This window comes from Pseudomonas fluorescens (assembly GCF_018614775.1).
Lineage (GTDB): Bacteria > Pseudomonadota > Gammaproteobacteria > Pseudomonadales > Pseudomonadaceae > Aquipseudomonas > Aquipseudomonas fluorescens_BY.
On the sequence record NZ_JAGGOF010000023.1, the window covers coordinates 1 to 26,811 of the forward strand.

The 26,811-nt window shown below is 62.4% G+C and carries 24 protein-coding genes; 7 read left to right on the plus strand and 17 right to left on the minus strand.

What is annotated here, in order from left to right:
• Nucleotides 1–60 precede the first annotated feature (60 nt).
• Nucleotides 61–1,476, minus strand: a complete 1,416-nt coding sequence (locus tag J7E36_RS06600; RefSeq protein WP_215001093.1) for a hypothetical protein — start codon at nt 1,474–1,476, stop codon at nt 61–63.
• 231 nt (nt 1,477–1,707) lie between these two features.
• Here J7E36_RS06600 and plsB point away from each other — a divergent pair, with 231 nt between their 5' ends.
• Both plsB and J7E36_RS06610 read left to right on the plus strand, forming a co-directional pair.
• Nucleotides 1,708–4,209 (plus strand): glycerol-3-phosphate 1-O-acyltransferase PlsB, encoded by a 2,502-nt coding sequence (gene plsB / locus J7E36_RS06605; protein WP_215001096.1) that lies wholly within the window; start codon nt 1,708–1,710, stop codon nt 4,207–4,209.
• A gap of 99 nt (nt 4,210–4,308) precedes the next feature.
• Nucleotides 4,309–4,998 carry a DUF4197 domain-containing protein gene (locus J7E36_RS06610; RefSeq protein WP_215001098.1) on the plus strand — a complete coding sequence of 230 codons (690 nt, stop codon included), beginning with the start codon at nt 4,309–4,311 and terminating at the stop codon, nt 4,996–4,998.
• A 126-nt stretch (nt 4,999–5,124) separates the two neighbouring features.
• Here J7E36_RS06610 and J7E36_RS06615 read toward each other — a convergent pair whose 3' ends face one another.
• Both J7E36_RS06615 and J7E36_RS06620 read right to left on the minus strand, forming a co-directional pair.
• Nucleotides 5,125–8,190: an efflux RND transporter permease subunit gene (locus J7E36_RS06615; protein WP_215001100.1), complete on the minus strand. Its 3,066-nt coding sequence runs from the start codon at nt 8,188–8,190 to the stop codon at nt 5,125–5,127.
• Between the two features lie 6 nt (nt 8,191–8,196).
• Nucleotides 8,197–9,297, minus strand: a complete 1,101-nt coding sequence (locus tag J7E36_RS06620) for an efflux RND transporter periplasmic adaptor subunit (RefSeq protein WP_215001102.1) — start codon at nt 9,295–9,297, stop codon at nt 8,197–8,199.
• Nucleotides 9,298–9,391: 94 nt separating this feature from the next.
• Between J7E36_RS06620 and J7E36_RS06625 the strand changes: the two genes are divergently transcribed.
• The gene (locus J7E36_RS06625; RefSeq protein WP_215001104.1) at nt 9,392–10,027 is read left to right on the plus strand and encodes a TetR/AcrR family transcriptional regulator; all 636 of its coding nucleotides are present in this window, start codon (nt 9,392–9,394) and stop codon (nt 10,025–10,027) included.
• Nucleotides 10,028–10,116: 89 nt separating this feature from the next.
• On the opposite strand, the gene J7E36_RS06630 is transcribed toward J7E36_RS06625, so the two are convergent.
• Nucleotides 10,117–10,899, minus strand: a complete 783-nt coding sequence (locus J7E36_RS06630) for a class I SAM-dependent methyltransferase (protein WP_251030528.1) — start codon at nt 10,897–10,899, stop codon at nt 10,117–10,119.
• A gap of 91 nt (nt 10,900–10,990) precedes the next feature.
• Between J7E36_RS06630 and J7E36_RS06635 the strand changes: the two genes are divergently transcribed.
• Entirely contained in the window at nt 10,991–11,611 is a 621-nt protein-coding gene (locus tag J7E36_RS06635) for an energy transducer TonB (protein WP_215001106.1), read from the plus strand.
• Between the two features lie 3 nt (nt 11,612–11,614).
• Here the strand turns inward: J7E36_RS06635 and J7E36_RS06640 are convergent, their stop codons facing one another.
• From J7E36_RS06640 to ppc, 7 genes are all read right to left on the minus strand, one after another.
• A complete protein-coding gene (locus J7E36_RS06640; RefSeq protein WP_215001108.1) occupies nt 11,615–12,313 on the minus strand; it encodes an extensin-like domain-containing protein in 699 nt (232 codons plus the stop codon).
• A 16-nt stretch (nt 12,314–12,329) separates the two neighbouring features.
• Complete coding sequence (locus tag J7E36_RS06645) at nt 12,330–13,151, minus strand: isocitrate lyase/PEP mutase family protein (RefSeq protein ID WP_215001110.1); 822 nt, start codon at nt 13,149–13,151, stop codon at nt 12,330–12,332.
• Between the two features lie 33 nt (nt 13,152–13,184).
• A complete protein-coding gene (locus J7E36_RS06650) occupies nt 13,185–14,045 on the minus strand; it encodes a DUF72 domain-containing protein (protein ID WP_215001112.1) in 861 nt (286 codons plus the stop codon).
• Nucleotides 14,045–14,350 (minus strand): hypothetical protein, encoded by a 306-nt coding sequence (locus J7E36_RS06655; protein WP_215001114.1) that lies wholly within the window; start codon nt 14,348–14,350, stop codon nt 14,045–14,047. Before J7E36_RS06655 ends, J7E36_RS06650 begins: the two co-directional genes overlap by 1 nt.
• A 189-nt stretch (nt 14,351–14,539) precedes the next feature.
• Nucleotides 14,540–15,217, minus strand: coding sequence for a tRNA (adenosine(37)-N6)-threonylcarbamoyltransferase complex dimerization subunit type 1 TsaB (tsaB, locus tag J7E36_RS06660; protein ID WP_215001116.1), 678 nt, complete (start codon nt 15,215–15,217; stop codon nt 14,540–14,542).
• A 93-nt stretch (nt 15,218–15,310) separates the two neighbouring features.
• Nucleotides 15,311–15,958 (minus strand): adenylate kinase, encoded by a 648-nt coding sequence (gene adk / locus J7E36_RS06665; protein WP_215001134.1) that lies wholly within the window; start codon nt 15,956–15,958, stop codon nt 15,311–15,313.
• Nucleotides 15,959–16,248: 290 nt separating this feature from the next.
• A complete protein-coding gene (gene ppc / locus J7E36_RS06670) occupies nt 16,249–18,879 on the minus strand; it encodes a phosphoenolpyruvate carboxylase (RefSeq protein WP_215001136.1) in 2,631 nt (876 codons plus the stop codon).
• Between the two features lie 190 nt (nt 18,880–19,069).
• On the opposite strand from ppc, the gene J7E36_RS06675 reads away from it, so the two are divergent.
• From J7E36_RS06675 to J7E36_RS06685, 3 genes are all read left to right on the plus strand, one after another.
• A complete protein-coding gene (locus tag J7E36_RS06675) occupies nt 19,070–19,414 on the plus strand; it encodes a pilin assembly protein (RefSeq protein ID WP_215001138.1) in 345 nt (114 codons plus the stop codon).
• Between the two features lie 272 nt (nt 19,415–19,686).
• Complete coding sequence (locus J7E36_RS06680) at nt 19,687–20,100, plus strand: DUF4398 domain-containing protein (protein WP_215001140.1); 414 nt, start codon at nt 19,687–19,689, stop codon at nt 20,098–20,100.
• A 51-nt stretch (nt 20,101–20,151) separates the two neighbouring features.
• Nucleotides 20,152–20,940 carry an OmpA family protein gene (locus J7E36_RS06685; RefSeq protein WP_215001166.1) on the plus strand — a complete coding sequence of 263 codons (789 nt, stop codon included), beginning with the start codon at nt 20,152–20,154 and terminating at the stop codon, nt 20,938–20,940.
• 192 nt (nt 20,941–21,132) lie between these two features.
• Here J7E36_RS06685 and J7E36_RS06690 read toward each other — a convergent pair whose 3' ends face one another.
• The 6 genes from J7E36_RS06690 to lysS all read right to left on the minus strand — a co-directional run bounded on the left by J7E36_RS06690 (nt 21,133) and on the right by lysS (nt 26,763).
• Entirely contained in the window at nt 21,133–21,462 is a 330-nt protein-coding gene (locus tag J7E36_RS06690) for a hypothetical protein (protein ID WP_215001142.1), read from the minus strand.
• Complete coding sequence (locus J7E36_RS06695) at nt 21,459–22,364, minus strand: alpha/beta hydrolase (protein ID WP_215001144.1); 906 nt, start codon at nt 22,362–22,364, stop codon at nt 21,459–21,461. Before J7E36_RS06695 ends, J7E36_RS06690 begins: the two co-directional genes overlap by 4 nt.
• Before the next feature lie 143 nt (nt 22,365–22,507).
• On the minus strand, nt 22,508–23,785 hold the full coding sequence (locus tag J7E36_RS06700) for a flavohemoglobin expression-modulating QEGLA motif protein (protein WP_215001146.1): 1,278 nt from the start codon (nt 23,783–23,785) through the stop codon (nt 22,508–22,510).
• 36 nt (nt 23,786–23,821) lie between these two features.
• Nucleotides 23,822–24,376, minus strand: a complete 555-nt coding sequence (locus tag J7E36_RS06705; protein ID WP_215001148.1) for a hypothetical protein — start codon at nt 24,374–24,376, stop codon at nt 23,822–23,824.
• Between the two features lie 66 nt (nt 24,377–24,442).
• Nucleotides 24,443–25,159 carry a TetR/AcrR family transcriptional regulator gene (locus J7E36_RS06710; RefSeq protein WP_215001150.1) on the minus strand — a complete coding sequence of 239 codons (717 nt, stop codon included), beginning with the start codon at nt 25,157–25,159 and terminating at the stop codon, nt 24,443–24,445.
• Between the two features lie 101 nt (nt 25,160–25,260).
• Nucleotides 25,261–26,763 carry a lysine--tRNA ligase gene (lysS, locus tag J7E36_RS06715; RefSeq protein ID WP_215001152.1) on the minus strand — a complete coding sequence of 501 codons (1,503 nt, stop codon included), beginning with the start codon at nt 26,761–26,763 and terminating at the stop codon, nt 25,261–25,263.
• Nucleotides 26,764–26,811 lie beyond the last annotated feature (48 nt).

Here is a 26,811-nt window from a genome sequence, read left to right on the forward strand (position 1 = left end):
CCACTTCCTGGGACACGATCTTCTTCTCGCAGGTATCCACCTGATCGGCGCATACCCCTGCTATAAAACGCCTTGATCCTCAAGGATGTAGTTGAAGACTTGACCTGGCGTTGCATCCGGCGTTATTCGAATCACCGGGACACGCCGTCCCGTTGTACCGAAGAAATCCTGCTGGATGAGTTTTGCCGCTTCGGCACCCGCAGTCCCGTTTGCTGTATAGAAGTAAAAGAATGCCTTGATAGGAAGATTGGACGTATTTTGCGGCCAGGTCTTGATGACGATTTCGTTTTGTTGCCAATCCGGGGTCTCCGCGCTTGGGTTCTCTCGAGCGATGAGGCTCAAGGCATACGCCGCCTGGTCGGGACCCAAGCTGCATTGATGGCGATAGCGGTCTGGAGCGCTCGGGTACTGTTGAAAATGCGCACGCCAAGCTTCCAGCGTGCTGATGTTCTGAGCGATGCAAGGCCCGCTGCCTTGAGGGAAATCGTAACTGGCACCGCAACCATTCGCGTCCCTGCGCAGGGACTCTCCATCGTAGGGAAACGCACATAACACTTGAAGCGGATAGGCATTATCGGCAAACGACTGGGTCGGCTCCAGAATCAAGCCTTGGGTACGACTTCCTTGCAGACGATCCATGCCTAGCCCGGCCCTCATGTAGCTGAACGAGACGCCACCAAGGTTGATAGCGGACGGGCTCGGGTTCCAGGAATGGAACGCAGGCGAGTAGTCCACCGTACGAATCAGGACCCCGCTGCAGCGGAAAGCAGCGCTATTGCTGCCGCAACTGTTGTTGGTTGCAGCAAATAACACGTTGAGTTCCTTCGAAACTCGCTCGCCTTCAGTCACCCACCTGTCCACGTTGAATGGGGTATTCATCCCCCAGTCCGACCTGTTGCCGTCGACTATCTGGTAACTGCTTATCGAATAGGCACCCAGGGGTAGGTCAGTTGCAGTGCGGACGGCCCAGTGTCCATTGGCCTCAACCGTTGTACTGGCCAACGGGTCGCCCGAAAAGCTCTTTACCACGTAAACCGTCGCTCCCGGAAACCCCGTGCCGGAAAACATGAGCCGAGGCTCGGTCAAACCATTTTGAAGCGGCGCATTGACCACCGGTGGTTCAATAATATCGACCACCATGATCGGCACGTTTGCGCCCCAATCCGATGCGTCGCCATTCAAGGACTGCTTACTCACAATCGAATAAGCGTCGACAGGCAGCGCCACCGCACTGCGCATCTGCCAACGACCGTCGACGCCAACCGTCGCATCGCCTAACACGGGACTACCGGTAAAGCTTGTGGCTACCTGAACCGTTGCCCCCGGAACACCAGTTCCGGACAGCCATGGCAGCCGATAGGCTGAACCCTTTATCTGCGGTGTCTCGATCGTCGGGGGTGAAAGCACTAACGCCATCGCTACGGGTGAACAGGCAATCAATGCCCCCAGCAAAAGCATCGTCCAATAGTTTTTCATGGCCGGCCTCTCCGTTCGAAGCACTCCAATCGGTGCCATTTGAATGGCGTTGCGATGAATATATGAGCTCGTTTGTCCTACGTGTCTACTGGCAGACCTGACAGGTCCGACAGCGATTCGGAAAGCGAATGGCTTCCCAAGCGTGAGGTAAAAAACCACGGTTTTTTGCCGATTTTCAGTCAATCCGGCACACTACCTGCCGCTCGTCCCATCCACTCATGCAGAAGTCGTATGACCCGCTCTCCGTTCCGCCGTCTGGTGTTTGGCACCCTGCGCCGACTGTTGTACCTCTGGGTTCGCTCCGAGACGATCAACCAGTCGTCCTTCACCCTTAACCTCGACCGCAGCCGTCCGGTGTTCTACGTCCTGCAAGACCCTTCGCTTACCGACCTGGCGGTGCTCGACACCGAGTGCACCAAGGCCGGCCTGCCTCGGCCGGTGTTACCGGTGTCGGTGGGCGACCTGCTGGAACCGGCGGCGTTTTTCTACCTGACGCCGGCACCGGACTGGCTCGGGCGCCAGGACAAGCGCGGCGCGCCCCCAACCCTGACGCGACTGGTCAACGTCCTCAGCCACGACGCCGCTGAAGATGCACAGATCATCCCGGTCAGCGTGTTCTGGGGCCAATCCCCCGACAGCGAATCCAGCCCGTGGAAACTGCTGTTTGCCGACAGCTGGGCCGTCACCGGTCGCCTGCGGCGCCTGTTGAGCATCATGATCCTGGGGCGCAAGACCCGCGTGCAGTTCTCTGCGCCGATCCACCTGCGCGAACTGATCGAACACGACAAGGGCCACGAACGCACCGTGCGCATGGCCCAGCGGATCCTGCGGGTGCACTTCCGCAACCTGAAAGCAGCGGTCATCGGCCCCGATATTTCTCACCGACGCAACCTGGTCAAGGGCCTGCTGAACCAGCCGCTGGTCAAACAGGCGATTGCCGACGAGGCCGAACGGGAGAAAATCCCGGCGGAGAAAGCCAAGGCCCAGGCCCTGCGCTATGGCAACGAAATCGCCTCGGACTACACCTACACCGCGATCCGCTTCCTGGAAGTGGTCCTGAGCTGGTTCTGGAACAAGATTTACGATGGCATCAAGGTCAACAACATCGAAGGCGTGCAGGACATCGCCCCGGGTCACGAAGTCATCTACGTGCCGTGTCACCGCAGCCACATCGACTACCTGCTGCTCTCGTACCTGCTGTTTCGCAACGGCCTGACGCCACCGCACATCGCCGCCGGCATCAACCTCAACATGCCGGTCATCGGTAGCCTGCTGCGCCGTGGCGGAGCGTTTTTCATGCGCCGCACCTTCAAGGGCAACCCGCTCTACACCGCCGTGTTCAACGAATACCTGCACACGCTGTTCACCAAAGGCTTCCCGGTGGAGTACTTCGTCGAGGGCGGTCGCTCACGCACCGGGCGCATGCTCCAGCCCAAGACCGGCATGCTTGCCATCACCCTGCGCAGCTTCCTGCGTTCGTCGCGCACGCCAATCGTCTTCGTACCGGTGTACATCGGCTATGAGCGGGTGCTGGAAGGTCGCACCTACCTGGGCGAACTGCGCGGCGCCAGCAAGAAGAAAGAATCGATCTTCGACATCTTCAAGGTCATCGGCGCCCTCAAACAACGCTTCGGCCAGGTGGCAGTGAACTTCGGCGAGCCGATCAAACTGGCGGAGTTCCTCGACGGCGAACAGCCCGACTGGCGCCAGCAGGAACTGGGGCCGCAGTTCAAACCGGCCTGGCTCAACGCGACCACCCACCGCCTTGGCGAGCGCGTGGCCCGGCACCTGAACGAGGCCGCCGCCATCAACCCGGTCAACCTCGTGGCCCTGGCATTGCTGTCCACCAGCCGCCTGGCGCTGGACGACCGGGCTATGGCCCGGGTGCTGGACTTGTACCTGGCGCTGCTGCGCAAGGTCCCGTACTCGCCGCACACCACCCTGCCCGAAGGCGACGGCCAGGCGCTGATCGAGCACGTGAAAGGCATGGACCTGCTCTCGGAACAGAGCGATGCCCTGGGCAAGATCCTGTACCTGGACGAGCAGAACGCGGTCTTGATGACCTATTACCGCAACAACGTGCTGCACATCTTCGCCCTGCCGGCGTTGCTGGCAAGCTTCTTCCAGAGCACGTCGCGCATGAGCCGCGAGCAGATCCTGCGCTACACCCGTGCGCTGTACCCGTACCTGCAATCAGAGCTGTTCATTCGCTGGTCGCTGGAAGCGCTGGACGACGTGGTCGACCAGTGGCTCGAAGCGTTCGTCGAACAAGGCCTGCTGCGTTTCGAAAAAGACCTGTACCTGCGCCCGGCCCCGAGTTCGCGGCATTTCGTGCTGCTGACCCTGCTGTCGAAAAGCATTGCCCAGACCTTGCAGCGGTTCTACATGACCGTCTCGCTGCTGCTCAACAGCGGCCAGCACAGCGTCAGCGCCGAAGAACTGGAAGACCTGTGCACCGTCATGGCCCAGCGCCTGTCGATCCTGCACGGCCTGAACGCCCCGGAATTCTTCGACAAGAGCCTGTTCCGCCACTTCATCCAGACCCTGCTGGACCTCGACGTGCTGCGCCGCGACGAAGCAGGCAAGCTAAGCTATCACGAGCTGCTGGGCGAATTGGCCGAGGGCGCCGCCAAGCGGGTGCTGCCAGCGGAGATTCGCCTGTCGATCCGCCAGGTGGCGTTGCATCGCAGTGAAGATGCCGCGGATCAGGTGGCGCAACTGGCGCAGGACTGATGCCCTCGGGCGCCCGGTTGTGCTGGCGCTTCACTCTGCACGGCATGCTGCTGACGCGGCACGCCGTCAACCCTTTTCAAAACCTTTAAGGACGCCGTCATGCTCCGCTCTACTTTCCGCTTCACCGGCCTGTGCGCCGGCCTGTTGATTTGCGCCAATGCCATGGCCCTGTCCCTCGGCGATCTTTCGCAAAAGGACGCCACCGGCGGTCTCAAGGACGCGCTGACCCAAGGCGCCCAGGTCGCGGTCAAGCAGCTCGGCACGCCGGGCGGCTTCAGCAATAACCCCGACGTGAAGATCGAGCTGCCGGGCAAGCTCGGCAAGGTCGCCAGCAAAATGAAAGCCTTCGGCATGGGTGACCAGGTCGATCAGTTGGAAACCAGCATGAACCAGGCGGCCGAAGCGGCCGTGGTCCAGGCCCAGCCGATCCTGGTCAACGCTGTGAAGAACATGAGCGTGGACGATGCCAAGGGCATCCTGAGCGGCGGGAAGGACTCGGCGACGCAGTACCTGAACAAGAGCAGCCGCGAGCAGATCCGCGCCAAGTTCCTGCCCATCGTCAAGCAAGCCACCGACAAGGTCGGCCTGGCCCAGAAATACAACGCCTTCGCCGGCCAGGCCGCCACCTTCGGCGTGCTGGACGCGAAAAGCGCCAACATCGAAAACTACGTGACCGAGCAGGCGCTGGACGGGTTGTTCGAAATGATCGGCAAGCAGGAAGCCACTATTCGCCAGAACCCCGCAGCAGCGGCGACCAGTTTGGCGAAGAAGGTCTTCGGAACCCTCTGACCCGAGTTGCAGATCGTTCCTACGCTCCGCGTGGGAATGCCGCCCGGGACGCTCCGCGTCCCATGTGACGCAGAGCGCCATTGGATGCATTCCCACGCAGAGCGTGGGAACGATCATCCCTCGCTATCAGGCTTTCCTGACCCTGAACCACGCCGCATACAACGCCGGCAGGAACAACAGCGTCAACGCCGTCGCCACGATCAACCCACCCATGATCGCCACCGCCATCGGGCCGAAGAACAGGCTGCGTGACAATGGAATCATCGCCAGCACCGCCGCCAGCGCGGTCAGCACAATGGGCCGGAAGCGGCGTACGGTGGCTTCGATGATTGCCTGCCAAGGGGCAAGCCCGGCCGTGATGTCCTGTTCGATCTGATCCACCAGGATCACCGAGTTGCGCATGATCATCCCCGACAACGCGATGGTCCCCAGCATGGCGACAAAACCGAACGGCTGGTGGAACACCAGCAGGAACAGCGTGACGCCGATCAGCCCCAAGGGCGCTGTGAGAAACACCATCGCAGTGCGGGAGAAACTGCGCAGTTGCAGCATCAGCAGCGTCAGCACCACCACGATGAACAACGGCACACCGGCATTCACCGACTTCTGCCCACGGGCCGAATCCTCGACCGTACCGCCGACTTCCAGCAGGTAACCGTCGGGCAATTCAGCGCGAATCGGCTCCAGGGTCGGGAAAATCTGTTGCACCAGGGTGGCCGGTTGTTCCTTGCCGTAGATGTCCGCCCGCACGGTCACGCTCGGCAGCCGATTGCGGTGCCAGATCACGCCTTCTTCGAAGCCGTACTCCAACGTCGCGATCTGCGACAACGCAACGCTTTGGCCATTGTCGGTCGGCACCGCCAGGCTCGGCAGCAGCGACAGTTCGGTGCGCTCATGCACCGTGCCCCGCAGCAGGATCTCGATCAGTTCGTTGTCCTCGCGGTACTGGCTGACACTCGAGCCGGTCAGCGAACTGCGCAGGAAGCTCGCCAGGTGGGCCGTCGTGACGCCCAGGGCCCGGGCACGGTCCTGATCGACGTTCAGGTACACCACCTTGCTCGGCTCTTCCCAATCCAGATGCACATTGACGACGTAGGGGTTTTCCCTGACCTTCGCCGCCACTTTGCGCGCCAGGGCCCGGACTTCTTCGATGTGCTCGCCGGTGACGCGGAACTGCACCGGATAACCCACCGGCGGGCCGTTCTCCAGGCGCGTGACCCGCGAGCGCAGGGTCGGGAATTGTTCGTTGAGGGTGGTGATCAACCAGCTGCGCAGCGGTTCGCGGTCTTCGATGGTCTTGGCCAGCACCACGAACTGGGCGAAGCTGGACGCCGGCAGTTGTTGATCCAGCGGCAAGTAGAAGCGCGGTGAACCGGTGCCGACGTAGGCCACGTAATTGTCGATACCTGCATGGTCCTTGAGCAGCGCTTCAAGGCGCTTGACCTGCTCGGCGGTATTGCTCAGAGAGGCACCTTCCTCAAGTTTCAGGTCGACCATCAACTCCAGCCGCCCGGACGCGGGGAAGAACTGCTGCGGCACAAAACGGAACAGCACCACCGAGCCGATGAACAACAGCACGGTCAGCGCGATGACGGTTTTGCGTCGACGCACGCACCACCCCACCAGGCGTCTGACACGCTGATAGAACGGCGTGCCATAGGGGTCGAACTGGCCTTCAGCGGTACCGTGTTTGGCCGCGTGAATTTTCGCCAGGTCCGGCAGGAGTCGTTCCCCCAGGTAGGGCACGAACACCACGGCGGCCACCCAGGACGCCAGCAACGCCAGGGTCACCACCTGGAAAATCGAGCGGGTGTATTCGCCCGTGCCCGATTGCGCGGTGGCGATCGGCAGGAAACCCGCCGCCGTGATCAGCGTACCGGTGAGCATCGGGAACGCGGTGCTGGTCCAGGCATAGCTGGCGGCCTTGATGCGATCGAAGCCCTGTTCCATCTTGATCGCCATCATCTCCACGGCGATGATCGCGTCATCCACCAGCAGCCCCAATGCCAACACCAGCGCACCGAGGGAAATCTTGTGCAGGCCGATGCCCAGGTAGTACATCGCGGCAAATGTCATCGCCAGCACCAGCGGGATCGCCAGGGCCACGACCATACCGGTGCGCAGGCCCAGGGAGAAAAAGCTCACCAGCAACACGATCGTCAGGGCTTCGACCAGAACCTGGACGAACTCGCCGACGCCGGTCTTCACCGCTGCCGGCTGGTCCGACACCTTGCGCAACTGCATGCCGGCCGGGAGGTTGTTCTGGATCCGCGCAAACTCGGCCTCCAGCGCCTTGCCCAGGACCAGGATGTCACCGCCCTCCTTCATCGCCACGGCCAGGCCGATGGCGTCCTCGCCCATGAAGCGCATGCGCGGCGCGGGTGGGTCGTTGAACCCACGACGCACGTCCGCCAGGTCGCTGATACGGAACGTCCGGCCGGCGACCCGGATCGGGAAGTCGCGGATCTCGTCGACGGTCTGGAAATTCCCCGAAACCCGTAGCTGTAATCGCTCGCTGCCGGTCTCGAAGAAGCCTGCGGTCGAGACCGCGTTCTGCTCCTCAAGGGCCTGCTGGACCGCCGCCAGCGGCAAGCCGAGGGTCGCCAGCTTGACGTTCGACAGTTCGATCCAGATCTTCTCGTCCTGCAAACCGAGCAGCTCGACCTTGCCCACGTCCTTGACCCGTTGCAGCTGGATCTGGATGCGATCGGCGTAGTCCTTGAGCACGGCGTAGTCGAAACCGTCGCCAGTCAGCGCGTAAATATTGCCGAAGGTGGTGCCGAACTCATCGTTGAAGAACGGCCCCTGGATGCCCGGCGGCAAAGTGTGGCGGATGTCGCCGACTTTCTTGCGCAACTGGTACCACAACTCGGGGATCTGCACCGAATGCAGGGAATCGCGGGCCACGAAGGTCACCTGGGATTCACCCGGACGCGAGAACGAGACAATGCGCTCGTATTCGCCGGTCTCCATCAGCTTCTTTTCGATGCGTTCAGTGACCTGGCGCGAGACTTCCTCGGCGGTGGCGCCCGGCCAGAGGGTGCGGACCACCATGGCTTTGAAGGTAAAGGGCGGGTCTTCGCTCTGACCCAGCTTGGTATAGGAAAGCGCGCCAACGATAGCCAGCAGGAGCATCAGGAACAGTGCGATCTGGCGATTACGCAGCGCCCATTCGGAAAGATTGAAACCCATCGGGACTTACTCCTTGGCCGCCAGGTTGACCACGCGGTTGGAGCGATCCACCGGCCGCACCTGCTGGCCGTCGAGGAGCACATGGACACCGGCGGCCACCACCCAGTCATCCGGGTTCAAACCTTCAAGCACCGGGACGGTCTTTTCGCCGAACGCGCCGACCCGCACCGGGACCTTCTTCAAGGTGTTGTTGGCATTGACCACCCAAACGTAGGTCGCGCCGTTCTCGGCGGTCAGGGCCGACAAGGGCACCGACAGCGACACTTTGTCGGCCGTCTGGATAAACACCCGGGCGCTCTGGCCCAACTCGGCCGGCACGCTGCCGGCGATGAAGGCCACGCGAGCGGCGAAGGTACGGGACCTGGGGTCGGCGGCCGGCGAGAGTTCGCGAATGCGCCCGCTGAAACGCTGGTCGGGCTGGCTCCACAGTTCAACCGACACCGGCTGGCCGATCTTGAACCGGCCAAAGCCCTGTTCCGGCAGGCTGATCAGCACTTCGCGCTCGCCGTCGGTGGCCAGGGTAAAGACGGTTTGCCCAGCCGACACCACTTGCCCGACTTCCACGGCACGCCGGGCGACAACGCCATCCTGGGGCGCGCGCAGCACCGAGTAGCTGGCCTGGTTGTTGGCCACGTCAAACTCGGCCTTGATCTGCTTGAGCCGCGCGGTGCCTGCACGATAGAGGTTTTCGGCATTGTCGAACTGCGAGCGGCTGACCATCTGGCGGTCCATCAAGGTCTTGTAGCGGTCACGCTCGGCACGCACCAGGTTCAGGTTGGCCTCGGCGGCAGCCACCTGGGCGCGAGTCGCTTCCAGTTGCAGGCGCACGTCTTCGGGGTCGAGTTCGGCCAGCGGTTGGTTCGTCTTGACCCGCTGGCCCTCTTCAACCAGTCGCCGGCTCACTTTGCCGCCAATGCGAAAGGCCAGGTCGGGCTCGAAACGCGCACGCACTTCGCCAGGATAGCTTTCAACGGCCTGGGCCGACGGCTCGGGTTTCACCACCATGGCCGGGCGCACGACGACGGGCACCGGCTCGTCATGACCGCACGCAGACAATAAAAAAGCCAGGCTGACTGGCACGGCGAGGGGCAAGGCATAGCGGAACATGGCAGATGACCTTTCGCTAATGGTGCTTGGAATAATTATACTGGCGAGTATGTTATTAATAGCAAACTCACCAGTCCAGTATTAAAGCGAAATAATGTCGAACAATCTTCCATCCCCCAGCGGCCCCGGCCGTCCCAAGGATCTGGCCAAGCGCCAGGCCATTCTCGAGGCGGCCAAACGCCTGTTCGTGAGCCTCGGTTACGCCAACACCAGCATGGACGCCGTGGCGACCGAAGCCGGGGTGTCCAAACTGACGGTCTACAGCCACTTCAATGACAAGGAAACGCTGTTTTCCGCAGCAGTGATCGCCAGGTGCGAGGAGCAGGTGCCGCCGCTGTTCTTCGAATGGCCTGAAGGCGTGGCGATTGAAGACGTGTTGCTGAACATCGCCCGTGGCTTTCATCTATTGGTCAGCAGCGAAGAGTCGGTGAACCTGCATCGGGTGATCATGGCCCTCGGCAGCCAGGACCCGAAACTCTCGGCGATTTTCTTCGAGGCTGGCCCACAGCGGATGCTGTCGGGCATGGAGCGCCTGTTGAGCAAGGTCCACCAGAGCGGAGCCTTGAACATCGACAAGCCGCGCAACGCCGCTGAGCATTTCTTCTGCCTGATCAAGGGCGCGGCGAATTTCCGGCTGCTGTATGGCTGCGGCGCGCCATTGGAGCCCGAAGCGGCCGAGGCTCATGTGCGGGAGGTGGTAGGGTTGTTTTTGCGGGCTTACAGGGTCTAGATTTTCGGCGTTTGGACGGGCCTCATCGCGAGCAGGCTCGCTCCCACAGTGGATTGGCGTCGAGCACACAACCTCTAGGCGCTGCAGTCTCAGGGCTTGAGCGCCTTCTTGGGGTAGATGTCATACCGACTGGACTTGCCATCCAACCCATGGCTCGGCTTCGGCCCGTCGATGCACGGCGCCTTGCGCGGGCGCTTGACCACCACCCGGTGGGTCGCCAGGGCCAGTGCTGCGGCGAGCAGTGCCGGGGCGTCCGGGTCATCGCCCACCAGGGGCCGGAACAGGCGCATTTCCTTCTTCACCAGGGCGGTTTTCTCACGATGGGGGAACATCGGGTCCAGGTAGATCACCTGGGGCGGTTCGCCTTCCCAGTTGCGCATCACCTCGATGGAGTTGCCCTTGAGCAAACGCATGCGCGCCACGATCGGCGCCACGTCGAAATCGTCTGCGCCACGGGCCAGGCCATCCTCCAACAGCGCACCGATCAACGGCTGACGCTCGATCAGGCTCATTTCACAGCCCAGGCTGGCGAGCACGAACGCATCTTTGCCCAACCCCGCCGTGGCATCCAGCACCCGCGGGCGCACGCCTTGGGCAACACCCACCGCTTTGGCGATCATCTGGCCGCTGCCGCCGCCGTACAAGCGGCGATGGGCCGCGCCGCCCTCGACAAAGTCGACCCGAACCGGCCCCGGCGCGTCCGGCCCCAGTTGCTGCAACTGCAGCCCCTGCGCACCGACCTGCAAGGCAAACTCGCCGTCGTCGACCTGCATGGGCAGGCCAAGCTGCTCGGCCCAGTGTTCCGCCTGCGGCTGGAAGACCGGGGACAGGGCCTCGACATGGATACGGCAAGCGGCAGGTTGCTCAATCATGAAAACACGCTCAAAAAATTAAGGATCGGCAAAAACCGCCGATAACATCAGTGAACGGCATTTTGCCAGAGCTGAGCGTCGACCGAGAAAAATGTCAGACATTCGATCCACATCGATAGGCGTGATCTCCCCTTACGGCGATTACAGCCTGCGCAACACCCAAGCGCTGAGCGGCGTCAGTCACCTGTGGCAGGATTTTTTTGCCCGGGCCCTGGCCGATCAACTGGGTGACGCGGCACCGGCGCCTGGCAGCTACCAGCCCGTCGCCCTCGATGAGGCCGTTGAACCGACCCTGGGCGCCGAACTGCTGGACCACATTGTCAGCCAGCGCACCTGCGACGTGACACAAACCCAGGTCAAACCGCCGGAACCGCTGTTCCTGCCCATCGCCGAATTCGAACTCGACCTGCTGGACAAGCCCTTCCCACCCTTCCCTGAAGAAGAAATCGTCGCCCAGCAGAAGCAGCAGAGTTTCGAGAGCCACTGGGTTCGCCCCCTCGTGCTCAGCGCCGGCCAACCGCTGCCGGAACCCGGCCCTGCACCGCAGCCGCGCCCCTTGCACCTGCCGATTGCCGAACTGGAACTCAACCTGCTGGACAAGCCGCTCCCGCCGTTCCCGCAAGAAGAGATCGTGGCCCAGCAGAAAGCACTGGACTTCGACACCCGCTGGGCACGCCCGATCGTATTGCAGAACCTGCGTATCGCCGCCTGACCTTCACCGGCAGATCCACCAGGGCCCCACGTCCAGATGAAAATGGTTGCGGTGCGCCGCGTTGTAATCCGGGCTCAAGACCACGCTGAACATGTCACAGGCGCCATCGCGCACCTGGCGCAGGAATCGCGCGTCGGCGTTGTCCTTCGGCCAATCCCTCAGCACGCTCACCGTACGGCCATCGGCCAGGCGAAACCCGGCGATGTCCAGTGCACTGGCCGTGGCGTGTTGGCTGCGCGCCCCCGTCTCGCGGCCGTACATGTTGCGACAGGCGAAACTGCCGAGGTGATCGACCCGCGTGACTTTCTGCCCATAGGCTGCCGCTGACGCCGGCTGCAACGCATGGCGCTCGAACAGTGCGAACGCTACGGCCAACGGGCAACTGGCCAGAAAACTGCTGCTCAACGCCACCTCGCCGCCCTGCACCCGCAGCACATTGATCAACGGGCAGTCGCTCTTGGTATTGCTGTCGGCCTGGCGAACGACCCGCAACCCCGACGTCGCCAGCGCTTGGTCACACAGCTGTGGATCGTTGCGCAGGGCCATGAGCTTGTAGCGGGTCAGCAGGTTGGGCGCAAGGTTGACGTCCAGAGGCGCCCAGGGATTCCAATGTGGCGGCAGCGACAGCCAACCGCGCCATACCGCCAGCAGGGCGACACCGATGATCAACAGCAACAACAGGAAACCTTTCAAGACCCGCACGACATTGCCTCGGGCATCAACCCTTGAATAACTGGTTGGCCTGCTTGAACGGCATCGAGCGGCGAGTGAAGGTGAACGTGCCCTGCTGCTGGATTTCCTCGGCGGCGCGGAAGAATTCCCCATAGGCCGCCAGGGCCAACGCCGAACCGACGCTGATGCGCTTGACGCCCAGCTCGCTCAACTGCGCGACGGTCAGGTCCAGTGCCCCGGACATCAGCACGTTCACCGGTTTCGGCGCCACGGCCTCGACCACCGCGCGCACTTGCTCGGCGGTGCTCAGGCCGGGGGCGTAGAGCACATCGGCACCGGCTTCGGCAAACGCCTTCAGGCGACGAATCGTGTCATCCAGGTCCGGATTGCCATGCAGGAAGTTTTCCGCCCTGGCCGTCAGCAAAAACGGATACGGCAACCTGCGCACGGCCTCGGCGGCGGCCTTGACCCGCGCCACGGCATGCTCGAAACAATAGATCGGACTGTCTTCGCGCCCGGTGGCATCTTCGATCGAGCCACCCACCGCGCCGGCCTCCGCCGCCCGGAGCAGGTTGTGCGCACACGCCTCGGGCGCATCGGCAAAACCGTTCTCCAGATCGACCGCGACCGGCAGGTCAGAGGCGGCAACAATCGCCCGGACGTTTGCCAGGGTGTCATCCAGGCCCAGTGCCCCATCAGGCCGGGCCAGGGAGAAAGCGTTACCGGCACTGGTGGTCGCCAAGGCTTCAAAACCGAGGCTGGCAAGCATCCTGGCGGAACCGGCATCCCACGGATTGGGAATGACGAAAGCCTCCTCGCGTTCGTGCAGGGCCTTGAACGCCTGGGCCCGGCGGGTTTGCGCATCCATGTGGTTTGCTCCTGGGCAGAGAACGGTTGGGCCTCAGAGCAGACCCAGTTGCTCGGCGGCGGGCTCTCTATATAGCTCAGGCAGGGCCGGTAAGCCAGGCAATCGACTCATCAATCGGTGGTGAAAGTGTTGCGCAAGCTTTGCCGCCAGCAGGTTGTCGGCGGTGTGCAGGAAGATATACGGCGTGCGCCCTTCTTCGATCCACACGGCGATTTTCTCCACCCAGGGTGTCAGGAACGGCTCGTTGGCTTCCAGCACCGGATGACCGATGAAACGCACCTGCGGGCATTGGGTAAATGCAGTGGGCCGGGGTGGCACCCGGGGCTTTTTCGATTGCGCATGGAGCACGGCAGGATCGGTCGAGGTGCAACTGAACAAGGCCCTGGGATCAAGGCAGATGCGTTCGACGCCGCGATCGAGCAGCAAACGATTGAGCTGTCGCTCGGCATCGCCCTTGGCAAAGAACTCATCGTGGCGGACTTCCACGGCCAATGGCCGCTCGAAAGCGTCGATGAAAGCGGCCAGCTCAGACAGTCGATGGGGTGTGAAGGCCTTGGACAATTGCAGCCAGAACGGCGAGACCCGTTCGCCCAAGGGGCTGAGCAACTGCACGAAGGTTTCGGTGGCCGTCAGGTGCTCGCGCAAGTCGCCGTTGTGGCTGATATCACCGGGCAACTTGGCGGTGAAACGAAAATGCGCGGGCATGATGTCGGCCCAGCGCTGGACGATGGCCGCAGAAGGGCTGGCGTAGAACGTCGTATTGCCTTCCACAGCGTTGAACACCTGGGCATAGAGATTCAGGAAATCGCTGCTTCTGGCGTCCTGGGGATACAGATAATCGCGCCAGGCGTTCTCGCTCCACGACGGGCAGCCCAGGTAGTAAGGCAACCCCATCAGATGTAGAGGTCGAGGCCCAGCACTTCCATATCCCAGTCGACGAAGCCGGCGGTGCTGAGGTAGCTGGCCAGGGCCGCCGCGACACTGCGCTTCATGGCGCGGTGATAGAGCATGTCTTGCTGGCGGGCGGGAAGGTTGCTCAGGCGTTGCGCGGCGGCTTTGGCGGCGCGGGCAGCCAATTGCTCTTCGGACGGGAATTCCAGTTCGCCATCGATATCATCGACAGACTCATCCGTAGCGACATTTGCACGAGGCTTGCGCTTGATGGGGTAGGACTGGGATGAAACGCCGTCTATACGCATACTGGAATGCTCGGTATCAATGATGGCAATTTAGCGGCACTTTCGCAGCCACGCAAATGCGCAAGTGATAACTAGAGCACATAAAGCCAAAAAGGTTTAAAAACCGGCTGAAAAAGTGACGACTGGCGATAATGAGTGTGACTTGTGGAGGGGAGAACGACTTTCCCCCTTGCCACAACACCCTTGGGATTAGCGCTCAGCCTTGGGCACCGCCACCTTGTCGCGCAGGTACACCGGCTGCGCGTTGTCGGCCGGGATGGCTTCGCCGCGAGCCCAGGCGAACCGGGCCAGGGTCAGCAGGTCTTCGGCGTGAGGCAGCATGGCGGCATCCTGATCGCTGAGGTTGACGGCAATGCGCTCGCCGTAGCCCCAACCGGTACCGGCGCCGAACCAGTCGCCGCCCGCTTCGCCTGGCAAAGCCGCCGCTTCAGGTGGCAGTACCGCTTCAGCTCCGACAAGGCGCATCTCGCCGTCGGTTTCGCGATAGCAGCCCCAGTACACTTCATCCATCCGTGCATCGATGGCGGCTGCTACCTGCCGGGCGCCGTGCTCGCGCAAGGCGCGCTGGGCCAGCACCGCCAGGTTGGACACCGGCAACACCGGGCGCTCCAGCGCAAACGCCAACCCCTGAACCACGCCGATGGCGATGCGCACGCCGGTGAAGGCCCCCGGCCCCCGCCCGAAGGCAATCGCATCCACCGCTTGCAAGGTGGTCCCGGCATCGCTGAGCAATTGCTGGATCATCGGCAGCAGCTTCTGCGCATGCAGGCGCGGAATCACCTCGTAATGGCTCGTGACCTTGCCGTCGTGCAGCAAGGCAACGGAGCAAGCTTCAGTCGCGGTGTCCAGGGCCAGCAAGGTGCTCATCGATGTGTCCGAAATCAGGTGGGGAAAAAGGGCGCCAGTATAAACAACTACGGCCCGCAAGCGGGCCGTAGTTGACGAAGCGAATCAGACTTTTCAGCTCAGCGCTTCTAGCACCTTGCCGGTGATTGCATCGACCGAGCCAACGCCCGGGATGTGGCTGTATTTCGGCTTGCCATTGGCGGCCGACAGGTTCTGGTAAAACGCCACCAGCGGCTTGGTCTGGGAGTGGTAGACCGACAGGCGATGACGTACGGTTTCTTCGGTGTCGTCCTTGCGCTGCACCAGCTCTTCACCGGTGATGTCATCCTTGCCAGCCAGTTTTGGCGGGTTATAGACGGTGTGGTACACGCGACCGGACGGCTCGTGGACGCGACGACCGGCGATGCGCTGGACGATCTCTTCGTCGTCGACGGCGATTTCGACCACGTGATCGAGTTCCACGCCGGCTTCTACCAGGGCTTCGGCCTGGGGAATGGTGCGCGGGAAACCGTCGAACAGGAAGCCGTTGGCGCAATCGGCTTGAGCGATGCGATCCTTGACCAGGGCGATGATCAGGTCATCCGACACCAGGCCGCCGGCATCCATGATGCTCTTGGCCTTGACGCCCAGCTCGGTGCCGGCCTTGACCGCGGCACGCAGCATGTCGCCCGTGGAGATTTGCGGGATACCGAATTTTTCGGTGATGAACTTTGCCTGAGTACCTTTACCGGCCCCGGGAGCTCCCAGCAGAATGACGCGCATCGATGTGCTCCTCAATTTTTTATGTAAAACGCTCGGATTCGCCTCGTGGGGCCAATCTCGGAAAACTGGAATCGTGACCGCCCAAACGGCCAAAGGCTGATCAAGATACACAGCAGGCCCGACCCACACAAGCCGCCGAAAGTCGGAGGAACCGGCGTCCGACGCGACCTTTGACGCAGGTGGCGAGAGTCGCAACCGGGCAACAAACTGTCGCCTGGTCGATCGCTTCCTTCCCCCGTCAGGCAGCGCCCGGTGACGCCGGGCGAGCCGTTTCGGTGCGCTGTCTAACCTTAGCCGGTATTGCGCAAACCGGCGGCAATCCCTGCCACAGACACCAGCAACGCCTGTTCCACGGGGCTGCCCTGGGTCACGTCCGGTTGGCGCGAACGTGCCAGCAGTTCGGCCTGCAACAGGTGCAGCGGGTCGAGGTAGGTGTTGCGCAAGCGGATGAATTCCAACGTGTCTGGGCTATATGCCAGCAGCTGCGACTGGCCGGTCAGCCCCAGTACCACGGAACAGGCCTGCGACAATAGGTCGCGTAAGTGCGCACCCAACGGTAGCAGTTCAGGTTCCACCAGCCGCTCATCGTAGGAGCGCGCGATGTCGGCATCGGCCTTGGCCAGCACCATCTCCAGCATATCGATGCGGGTACGGAAGAACGGCCACTGCTCGCGCATCTGGCCCAGCAACTCGCCTTCACCACGCTCCAGGGCCTTGCCCAGGGCGGTTTCCCAACCGAGCCAGGCCGGCAGCATCAAGCGGGTCTGGGTCCAGCCGAAGATCCAGGGGATGGCCCGCAGGCTTTCGATCCCGCCGGCCCGACGCTTGGCCGGACGGCTACCCAGCGGCAGGCGCCCCAGTTCCTGCTCCGGCGTGGACTGGCGGAAGTACTCGACGAATTGCGGATTTTCCCGCACCACGGCGCGGTAGGCGCTGACGCCATCGGCGGCCAGCTCGTCCATCAGGTGCCGCCACTCGGGGGTCGGCGGCGGTGGCGGCAACAGGGTTGCTTCCAGCACGGCGGCGAGATAAAGGTTGAGGTTCTGTTCGGCGATGTCCGGCAAGCCGAATTTGAAACGAATCATTTCGCCCTGTTCCGTGGTGCGGAAGCGCCCGGCCACGGAGCCCGGCGGCTGCGACAGGATCGCCGCGTGCGCCGGACCGCCGCCACGCCCGACGGTGCCGCCGCGACCGTGGAACAACAGCAGTTCGACTTGCTGCTCGCGGCAGATGTCCACCAGCCGTTCCTGGGCCCGGTACTGCGCCCACGCGGCCGCCGTGGTCCCGGCATCCTTGGCCGAGTCGGAATAACCGATCATCACTTCCTGAGGCTCTTGCAGCCTTGAGCGATAGCCCGGCAGCAGCAATAACCGTTCGATCACAGGTCCGGCGTTGTCGAGGTCGGCCAGGGTTTCGAACAACGGCACCACCCGCATCGGCCGCAACACGCCGGACTCTTTCAGCAACAGCTGCACCGCGAGCACATCGGAGGCCGCGCCGGCCATGGAGATCACGTACGAACCCAGGGAGGCCGCAGGTGCCGCCGCCACTTCCCGGCAGGTGGCCAACACCTCGGCGGTATCGGCGGACGGTTTGAAATGAGCAGGCAATAACGGGCGCCGGTTATTCAGTTCTTCCAGCAGGAAGCGAATGCGCTGCTCCTCGTCCCACTCCTCATAGCGACCCAGGCCCAGGTAGTCGGTGATTTCCGTCATGGCGGCGCTGTGGCGGGTCGAGTCCTGGCGCACATCGAGACGTACCAGGAACAGGCCGAAGGTGACCGCCCGACGCAGGCAATCGAGCAGCGGCCCGTCGGCGATCACGCCCATGCCGCACTCATGCAGCGACTGATAGCACAGCTCCAGTGGATCCAGCAGTTCCCGGTTGCTCTGCAACACGTCGGCAGGCGCGGGGGTGTTGCCTTTCAAGGAGGCCTGGGCCCAGTTGCGGGTGGCGCGCAGGCGCTCACGCAATTGCTTGAGTACAGCGCGATAGGGCTCGGCGCTGTCGCCCGCCAGGGCACGCAAGGCTTCGCTGGCGTTCTGCATGGACAGCTCGGCGGCCAGGTGATCGACGTCACGCAGGTACAGGTCCGCCGCCATCCAGCGCGCCAGCAACAGCACTTCGCGGGTCACCGCCGCCGTGACATTCGGGTTGCCGTCACGGTCGCCGCCCATCCACGAAGCAAAGCGGATCGGCGCGGCTTCCAGTGGCAAGCGCAGGCCGGTGGCGGCATGCAGGGCCTGATCGGCCTTGCGCAGGTAATTGGGAATGGCCTGCCACAGCGAATGCTCGATCACCGCGAAGCCCCACTTGGCCTCGTCCACGGGGGTCGGCCGGGTGCGGCGGATTTCCTCGGTGTGCCAGGCTTCGGCGATCAGGCGTTGCAGGCGTTCGTGGATCTGCGCGCGCTCGGCGCTGGTCAGGTCGCGGTGGTCCTGGGCCGCCAGTTGTGCGGCGATGGCGTCGTATTTCTGGATCAGGGTTCGGCGGGCCACTTCCGTGGGATGGGCCGTCAGGACCAGCTCGATCTCCAGCCGTCCCAGTTGCCGGGCCAGCGACTCGGCGCCATGGCCCTCGGCCCGCAACCGGGCGAGCAGTTCGGGCAGTACCCGTGCCTCGAACGATGCCGGCTGCGACTCTTCGCGGCGATGGATGAGCTGGTACTGCTCGGCGATGTTGGCCAGGTTGAGGAACTGGTTGAACGCCCGCGCCACCGGCAACAGCTCGTCCTCCCTCAGCTGGTTGAGACTCGCGCTGAGCTCGGCATCCACCGAGCCGCGGCGGTCGGCCTTGGCGCCCTTGCGGATCTGCTCGATCTTGTCGAGAAACGTGTCCCCGTACTGCTCGCGAATGGTATTGCCCAGCAGCTCGCCGAGCAGGTGGACATCCTCGCGCAAGCGGGCATCGATATCGGTCATCAGCAGTTCTCCAGCAAAAGGTCCGGACAGCTATCGGTTTAGATCCATTGAGACAGAGAGTGCCGATGCCGGTGGCTTATGACAAGCGACGAAGGGCCTTTAAACCTTGCAAGACAAAGCTAGTCTCATGATAGGCCACACAAAGGCTTGCCACTCACACCGCCTGCCATAAGCAGACTATGAGGCCATCATGAAAATCCGGGAGCTTGCCCAGCACTGGGAAGAAAACGCCAAGGGTCGCCTGACCCAGACCGGCTACACGATCCATCTGGACGTAGAGGCCGCGGCACGCCTGGCGGCGATCTGCGACATGTACCCCAAGCGCCAGCCCGAAGAACTGTTGGGCGAACTGATCGGCGCGGCGCTGGAAGAGCTGGAAGCGAGCTTCCCGTACGTCAAGGGCCAGCAGGTGGTTGCCACCGATGAAGAGGGTGACCCGCTGTACGAAGACGTCGGCCCGACACCGAGATTCCTCGCCTTGTCCCGGCGCCATTTGCATCAGCTTTCCTCGCAGAACGACAAGTCGAAGCACTGACACTTCCCCCTGCGAAGTATTCCCGGCACTTTAACCGGCGCCGGGAATACCGCTGTGCGCCCTGAAAGTTCAGCTTTTCCTGAGCTGACCGATCAGTCAGCAATTCTTTTGGCGATTGGCCACCTTCGCTGAACTTTTGAAAAAAACTTCGGGTCACACCGTGTAACCATACTGGAACGGCCGTTTTAAAAACGCGCCCTGGCGCCAGCGCCAAATACAGACGTCACGGTTTCGGTCCCAGCATGGATGTGTTTTTTTTCAGGAGTTTTCCAATGGAGTTGAAGCCTATGAATACCTGCACTGCCAAACCCTCATCCGCAGGCCTGCGTGGCCTGAAGTTGGCTGCCCTGGCCATCGGTAGCAGCTTCATCCTGGCCGGTTGCGCCGGCAACCCGCCTTCGGAGCAGTACGCGGTGACCCAATCGGCGGTCAACAGCGCCGTGAGTGCCGGCGGTACCGAATTCGCCGCAGTGGAAATGAAATCGGCCCAGGACAAGCTCAAGCAGGCCGAAATGGCGATGCACGACAAGAAATACGACGAAGCCAAGCGTCTGGCCGAACAGGCCGAATGGGATGCTCGCGTCGCCGAGCGCAAGGCTCAGGCCGCCAAGGCGGAACAAGCACTCAAGGACTCCCAGAAAGGGGTTCAGGAACTGCGTCAGGAAGGCATGAACAAGGTTCAGTAAACCCTTCGCGCCACGACGTACTTCTCATTGATAAAAGGACGACAGACTATGATGCACAAACACTTGATGATGCCCGCCCTGCTCGCTGCCTGCGTAGCCCTGGCCGCTTGCTCCCACGACCCGAATGCGAACCTGGAACAGGCGCGTACCAACTACAACGGCCTGCAGGCTGACCCGGCCGCCACCAAGGTCGCCGCCCTGGAAACCAAGGAAGCCGCTGACTTCCTGGCCAAGGCCGACAAGGCCTACCTGGACAGGGAAGACGAAGCCAAGGTCGATCAACTGGCCTACCTGACCAACCAGCGCGTTGAAGTGGCCAAGCAGACCATCGCCCTGCGCAACGCCGAAGCCGGCCTGAAAAATGCGGGCGACGAACGCGCCCGTGCGCTGCTGGATGCGCGCAATGCGCAAATCAAACAGCTGCAGGACAGCCTGAACGCCAAGCAGACCGAACGCGGTACGCTGGTGACCTTCGGTGACGTGCTGTTCGCCACCAACAAGTCCGACCTGCGCTCCAGCGGCCTGGTCAACGTGAATAAACTGGCGCAGTTCCTTCAGGAAAACCCGGACCGCAAGGTGATCATCGAAGGCTACACCGACAGCACCGGTTCGGATTCCTATAACCAGTCGCTGTCCGAGCGCCGCGCCAACTCCGTGCGCACCGCGCTGGTGAAAATGGGCGTCGACCCGGCCCGCGTCGTGACCCAGGGTTACGGCAAGGAATTCCCGGTGGCCGATAACACCAGCGTCTCGGGCCGTGCCATGAACCGTCGTGTGGAAGTGACCATCTCCAACGACAACCAGCCCGTCGCCCCGCGCTCGACCATGAGCGCCAACTGATCGGCTGACGGCAACGAAAAAGCCCCGCCTGAGCAATCAGGCGGGGCTTTTTACTGGCCGAACCCTTCTCCCCCCGTGGGAGCGAGCCTGCTCGCGATAGCGTCAGTTCAGCCAATTATTCATCGACTGACATTCAGCTATCGCGAGCAGGCTCGCTCCCACAGGGGATAGCCGACATTCAACAATCGGTGTTTACGGCTCAAGCTTCTGCGGCGTCTCCTGCCCCATGCACCGCACGGCGCGTTTCTTCTCGTTGACCAGCACGCCGGACAGGCCTTTCTGCTCGGTATCGAACAGCACCAGCACGCCATCAGTGCATTGCGCAACCTGAGGCGCCGGCTCCAGGGAGACTTTGTAGTCTTCGCCCGGCACGGTCTTGAGCATGGTGAATTCGTTGAGCCGCAAGGCGTCCTCGGGTTTGGCGAAGTGCAGGTAGCCGTAGTACCACAGCACGGCAACGGTGCCGAGGATGCTGCAGATACCGGTGATGATCAGGGGAATGGCGTTACGTTCTTCGCTCATTGCGGGCTCTCTGGGGATTCAACGGGTGATTTCGGATAATTCGGCACTTCGCCCAGGCGACGCAGGCCGTCGAAGTGTTGGGGATCGTCGAGGTAGCGCAGCATCACGGTGCGCCAGGTCGGGTCGGCGAACGTCTGCACGTGCCCGCCGCGGGTCAATTGCAGGACCTTGGGCGGCGGCGCAGCTTGATACAGGCGGATGCCATTGGAAAGGGGCACGATCGGGTCGTCCAGGCTGTGGTAGATCAGCTTTGGCACGTCGGTCAATTGCGCCACCGAACTGATCGCGCTGTCACCGTCCGGCACCAGCCAGGACAGCGGCACCTGGAACGGCCAGGTCAGCCATGACGTACTCAGGGCGAAACGCCCGACATCGCGATAACTGGCGGGCACGCCGTCGAGCACCAGGGCCTTGAGTTGCCGCTGGCGCTGCGGATGCTCCACCAGGTAATGCACCGCCAGCGCACCGCCCAGGCTCTGGCCGAGCAGCACCAGCGGCTTGCCCTGGACTTGCGGCGACTGGTCCAGCCAGTTGAACGCGGCGTCGAGGTCCTGATAGATCGCCGGCAGGCTCGGCTCGCCTTCGGACACGCCGTAACCGCGGTAGTCGACCATCAACACCTGATAACCCTGCTCCGGCAACCACCAGCTGCCGCCCAGGTGCCAGGCCAGGTTGCCGCCATTGCCGTGCAGGTGCAGCACCGTGCCCTTGACCGTGACACCGGGTTTGACCGGCAGCCACCAGCCGTGGAGCTTGAGGCCGTCGGCGGTGACCAGGGTCACGTCGCGGTAGTCGAGCTTGGCCCGCTCCGGGGTGAACGGCAACCCGGGCTCGGGGTAGAACAGCAGCGAACTGCAACCACTCAGGGCCAGCAGCAGGCAAAAAATGCCGAGGGTTCGCATCCGGTGAACCTCGTAAAGGGAAGAGAAACACGGCCCCTGTGGGAGCGAGCCTGCTCGCGATTGCGGACGGACTTTCAATATCGGATTGACTGACCTAGCGCAATCGCGAGCAGGCTCGCTCCCACATGTTTGACCGCGTGGGCTTAAAGGATATTGGAATAATCCGCTTCGATCCGGTCCAGGCTCAGGTGGTTCAGGAAGTTGGAGAAACACATCCAGGCCGACAGTGCGTTCATGTCGCGGAACTGGTCGGGCAGGTACTTGGGCGGCACGACCAGGCCCTCGTCCACCAGTTGCCGCAAAGTGCGCATGTCCTCCAGGGTGGTCTTGCCGCAGAACAGCAGCGGCACCTGCTCCAGCTTGCCTTTGCGCACGGCCAGCTGAATGTAGTTGTAAACCATGATGAAGCCCTTGAGGTAGGACAAGTCTTTGGTGAATGGCAGACCGGTCGGCACCGAACCACGGAAAACCCGGCTGGCGTTTCCGTAGCTTTCAGCCATCTCGAAGCCCTGCTCGCGGAAGAATTCGAAGACCTGGAGGAAGTCGGCCCCCTCCTCCACCATATGGATGGCGCGGGTACGGTTGGTGAGTTTGCGCAACCGGCTCGGGTAGGAGGCGAAGGTGATGATTTCCATCAGGATCGCCAGGCCTTCCTGGGTCACGGTGGACGAGGGTGGGCCCTTGGACAGGAAGGTACAGATCGGCTGGTTCAAACCGTTGAGCGTGGTGCCGACGTGCACCAGCCCCTCGTGGACCTCCAGCGCGCGCACGTCGCGCTCATTGAACAGCGCATCGGTGCGGATCTTGATGTAGTCCGCGCCCGCCGCCGCGTCGGCGACGATCCCGTCGGACTCGAACACCCGGATGGTTTCCTCGGCTTCACCGAACACCCGGTTGAGCCGGTGCTGCAACAGGCTGACGGCTTCCTTGGCGCTGAGGATCTTTGGCTCATCCTTCAGATCGCCACGGCCGTCGATGTTGTTCAGGTAATCGGACAGCATCAGGCCCAGGTCGGCCAGTGTCGGGTCGCCGGCGTGGAAGGCGTCGGAGGCGGCGCCATAGAGTTCCTGGGAGATCAGCCCGAAATCCTCGGTACCACGGGCTTCGAGCATGCGCACCACCATGCGGTATTCCTTGCACATGCGGCGCATGATCTGGCCAACCGGGTTGAACTGCCCGAGCTGGCGGGTGATATCGCGCTCGATGTTCTGGAACTCCAGCTTCACTTTGCTGGAATCGAAGGACAGCGGCCGGTTGAGGTAATAGTCGCGGTCCACGGCAGGCAGTTCCTTGCCCTTGGCCTTGAGAAACCCTTTGCGGATGCTCTCGTCCCACTTCACCGCATCAAGGATGCGAATCGGCGTTTGCGCCAGCACAATGCGATCGGACAAGGTGCGTATCGTCTGCTGGTAATCGTCCACCCGTAGCTCCTGTGAAAAGACATCTGCCTGCTGCAATTATTGGGATTTATCCAGCCGCCGGTAGCGCACGGCCTCCGAGAACACATCGGAATTGGCCGGATCATCGAGGTAACTGAAGACCTTGCTCATGTCGCTGTCCACCAACACGCCTTCACCGGCTTCGCTCTGGCTTGCCTGGCCGCTGAGAATCTTCTGGCCGATAGCCTGGTTGATCTGCTCCAGGTCCAGGTTATAGACCACCAGTTCCTGCTTGTCGGTCAGTTCAAACCCGGCGATCACGAAATGCCCCCCATAGCGGGCAGGCACTTTCGCCGACAGGTACCAGCGGCTGCCATGGCGGGAGACGGTGAGCGCGATGGCTTCGCGTTCCTGGGGCCGGGCCCTGAAGTAGCTGATGGCCTGGTAGTGGTGCCTGCCGACTTTGGTCAGTTCAAGGTTCAGCGGTTCGCCCCAGGCATTGGTGCTGGTCCAGTGGCCGAGCAAACCCTTGGGCGCGGCCTCGGTGTCGGGTAGCGGCGCCTTGAAGGACACCAGGCAGCCACTGAGCAGCAGCAACGACACGGCCATTACAACGGCACGCCAGGCTTTCATTTGAACTCCCTATGGCACAGCGCTTCGATCGTTCCCATGCTCTGCGTGGGAACGATCAGGCCGAGGTTACACCGACGCCAGTACCAGGTGCATGTAGCGGGTCAGGATACCGAGCATGTCTTCACCGGCGACCGGCTCGGCGTTGTTGAGCAAGCCCTGATATTCCATCCGTCCGATAATGGCCGTCAACACTTTGGCATCCTGGTGCGGGTCGCGGGAGCCCAGTACCTGGAAAATCTGACAAGTACCTTGCAACAGGATTTTCTGGTGGGAGCGCACCAGTTCCGCCAGTCGGGGGTTGAGCAGCGCTTCCTGGCGAAAGGCCTGTTCGGCCATCAGGTACTCGCGACGGTTTTGCAATTGGTGCTGCACGTAGTCGGCGGTCAACCGTGCCATATCGTCCGCCAGCTGCGAGCGGGATTCGGCGCTGCCATCACCGTAGGCGACCATCTCGCGCAGCAGGCCTTCCTTGTTGGTCCACAGCTTGGCCATGAACGCCGCGCTGCGCTCCACGTATTGGGCGAAGGTATCGGTGAGCAGGTCATCGATGTCCTTGAAATAATACGTGGTGGCCGACAGCGGCACGCCGGCTTCGGCGGCCACGGCGCGGTGGCGTACCGCTCGCACGCCATCGCGCACCACAATGCGCATGGCCGCGTCGAGAATCTCCTGGCGACGCTGCTCACTGCCCTGTCGGCTGGCCTTGCGGCCCTGGTACTGAACACTTTCAGCGACAGCCGTGGCGACGCCCGCTGCACCTTCTGAAGCCATTGCACGATTCACGACAGGTCTTTCCTCGCTATTTCGAAAGTAACCAATTGATACGTTTGTACCAGACAGGCAATAAAAAGCCGCCCTTCCAGGCGGCTTCTTAATTGAAACACTTACGCTTGCGGCCGCATGTGCGGGAAGAGGATGACATCCCTGATCGACGGCGAGTTGGTCAGCAACATCACCAGGCGATCAATGCCGATGCCTTCACCGGCGGTCGGCGGCATGCCGTATTCCAGGGCGCGCACGAAGTCGGCATCGTAGTGCATGGCTTCGTCGTCGCCGGCGTCCTTGTCGGCCACCTGGGCCATGAAGCGCTCGGCCTGGTCTTCCGCGTCATTGAGCTCGGAGTAGGCGTTGGCGATTTCGCGGCCTCCGATGAACAGCTCGAAACGGTCGGTCACGCTTGGGTTCTCGTCGTTGCGACGGGCCAGCGGCGACACTTCGAACGGGTACTGGGTGATGAAGTGCGGCTGCTCCAGCTTGTGCTCGACCAGCTCTTCGAAAATCATCACTTGCAGCTTGCCCAGGCCTTCGAAGCCGAGCACCTTGGCGCCGGCTTTCTTGGCGATGGCGCGGGCCTTGTCGATGTCGGTGAGGTCAGCGGCGGTCAACTCAGGGTTGTACTTGAGGATCGAATCGAATACCGAGAGGCGCACGAACGGCTCGCCGAAGTGGAACACCTTGTCGCCATACGGCACGTCGGTGCTGCCCAGAACCAGCTGCGCCAGCTCGCGGAACAGCTCCTCGGTCAGGTCCATGTTGTCTTTGTAGTCGGCGTAGGCCTGGTAGAACTCGAGCATGGTGAACTCGGGGTTGTGCCGGGTCGAAACGCCTTCGTTACGGAAGTTGCGGTTGATCTCGAAGACTTTCTCGAACCCGCCGACCACCAGCCGCTTGAGGTACAGCTCCGGGGCGATGCGCAGGAACATTTCCATGTCCAGGGCGTTGTGGTGGGTCTCGAACGGCTTGGCCGCCGCGCCGCCAGGAATGGTCTGCAGCATCGGCGTCTCGACTTCCAGGAAGTCGCGCTTCATCAGGAAGCTGCGGATGTGGGCGATGACCTGCGAGCGCACGCGGAACGTCTGGCGCACATCTTCGTTGACGATCAGGTCGACGTAGCGCTGGCGATAGCGCTGTTCGGTGTCGGTCAGGCCGTGGTGCTTGTCCGGCAGTGGGCGCAGGGACTTGGTCAGCAGGCGCACGCTGGTCATTTCAACGTACAGGTCGCCCTTGCCGGAACGGGCCAGGGTGCCTTCGGCGGCGATGATGTCGCCCAGGTCCCAGGTCTTGACGGCGGCCAGGGTTTCTTCCGGCAGGGTCTTGCGGTTGACGTAGACCTGGATGCGCCCGGTCATGTCCTGGATGACCATGAACGAACCCCGGTTGAGCATGATGCGACCGGCCACCTTGACTGGAATCGCCGCCTCGGCCAGTTCTTCCTTGGTCTTGTCCGCGTACTGCTTCTGCAGGGCGTCGCAATAGGCGTCGCGGCGGAAGTCGTTCGGGAAGGCCTGGCCCTTGGCGCGCTCGGCAGCCAGCTTTTCCTTGCGCAGGGCGATCAGGGAGTTTTCTTCCTGTTGCAGGGCTTGCGGGTCGAGTTCTAGGTCGCTCATGTCTTTAAGGATTCCATCACAGGTTCGTTGCCTCCGGCGCCGGGCCGG

What these genes read in the sequence shown, in the direction of transcription:
- J7E36_RS06620 (WP_215001102.1), bottom strand. Translation starts at nt 9,297, where the DNA reads ATGTTCCGCTATGCCTTGCCCCTCGCCGTGCCAGTCAGCCTGGCTTTT.
- J7E36_RS06690 (WP_215001142.1), bottom strand. Translation starts at nt 21,462, where the DNA reads ATGAGCGAAGAACGTAACGCCATTCCCCTGATCATCACCGGTATCTGC.
- plsB (WP_215001096.1), top strand. Translation starts at nt 1,708, where the DNA reads ATGACCCGCTCTCCGTTCCGCCGTCTGGTGTTTGGCACCCTGCGCCGA.
- J7E36_RS06685 (WP_215001166.1), top strand. Translation starts at nt 20,152, where the DNA reads ATGCACAAACACTTGATGATGCCCGCCCTGCTCGCTGCCTGCGTAGCC.
- lysS (WP_215001152.1), bottom strand. Translation starts at nt 26,763, where the DNA reads ATGAGCGACCTAGAACTCGACCCGCAAGCCCTGCAACAGGAAGAAAAC.
- J7E36_RS06695 (WP_215001144.1), bottom strand. Translation starts at nt 22,364, where the DNA reads ATGCGAACCCTCGGCATTTTTTGCCTGCTGCTGGCCCTGAGTGGTTGC.
- adk (WP_215001134.1), bottom strand. Translation starts at nt 15,958, where the DNA reads ATGCGCGTCATTCTGCTGGGAGCTCCCGGGGCCGGTAAAGGTACTCAG.
- J7E36_RS06615 (WP_215001100.1), bottom strand. Translation starts at nt 8,190, where the DNA reads ATGGGTTTCAATCTTTCCGAATGGGCGCTGCGTAATCGCCAGATCGCA.
- ppc (WP_215001136.1), bottom strand. Translation starts at nt 18,879, where the DNA reads ATGACCGATATCGATGCCCGCTTGCGCGAGGATGTCCACCTGCTCGGC.
- J7E36_RS06600 (WP_215001093.1), bottom strand. Translation starts at nt 1,476, where the DNA reads ATGAAAAACTATTGGACGATGCTTTTGCTGGGGGCATTGATTGCCTGT.
- J7E36_RS06705 (WP_215001148.1), bottom strand. Translation starts at nt 24,376, where the DNA reads ATGAAAGCCTGGCGTGCCGTTGTAATGGCCGTGTCGTTGCTGCTGCTC.
- J7E36_RS06680 (WP_215001140.1), top strand. Translation starts at nt 19,687, where the DNA reads ATGGAGTTGAAGCCTATGAATACCTGCACTGCCAAACCCTCATCCGCA.
- tsaB (WP_215001116.1), bottom strand. Translation starts at nt 15,217, where the DNA reads ATGAGCACCTTGCTGGCCCTGGACACCGCGACTGAAGCTTGCTCCGTT.
- J7E36_RS06650 (WP_215001112.1), bottom strand. Translation starts at nt 14,045, where the DNA reads ATGGGGTTGCCTTACTACCTGGGCTGCCCGTCGTGGAGCGAGAACGCC.
- J7E36_RS06675 (WP_215001138.1), top strand. Translation starts at nt 19,070, where the DNA reads ATGAAAATCCGGGAGCTTGCCCAGCACTGGGAAGAAAACGCCAAGGGT.
- J7E36_RS06635 (WP_215001106.1), top strand. Translation starts at nt 10,991, where the DNA reads ATGTCAGACATTCGATCCACATCGATAGGCGTGATCTCCCCTTACGGC.
- J7E36_RS06625 (WP_215001104.1), top strand. Translation starts at nt 9,392, where the DNA reads ATGTCGAACAATCTTCCATCCCCCAGCGGCCCCGGCCGTCCCAAGGAT.
- J7E36_RS06630 (WP_251030528.1), bottom strand. Translation starts at nt 10,899, where the DNA reads ATGATTGAGCAACCTGCCGCTTGCCGTATCCATGTCGAGGCCCTGTCC.
- J7E36_RS06655 (WP_215001114.1), bottom strand. Translation starts at nt 14,350, where the DNA reads ATGCGTATAGACGGCGTTTCATCCCAGTCCTACCCCATCAAGCGCAAG.
- J7E36_RS06610 (WP_215001098.1), top strand. Translation starts at nt 4,309, where the DNA reads ATGCTCCGCTCTACTTTCCGCTTCACCGGCCTGTGCGCCGGCCTGTTG.
- J7E36_RS06645 (WP_215001110.1), bottom strand. Translation starts at nt 13,151, where the DNA reads ATGGATGCGCAAACCCGCCGGGCCCAGGCGTTCAAGGCCCTGCACGAA.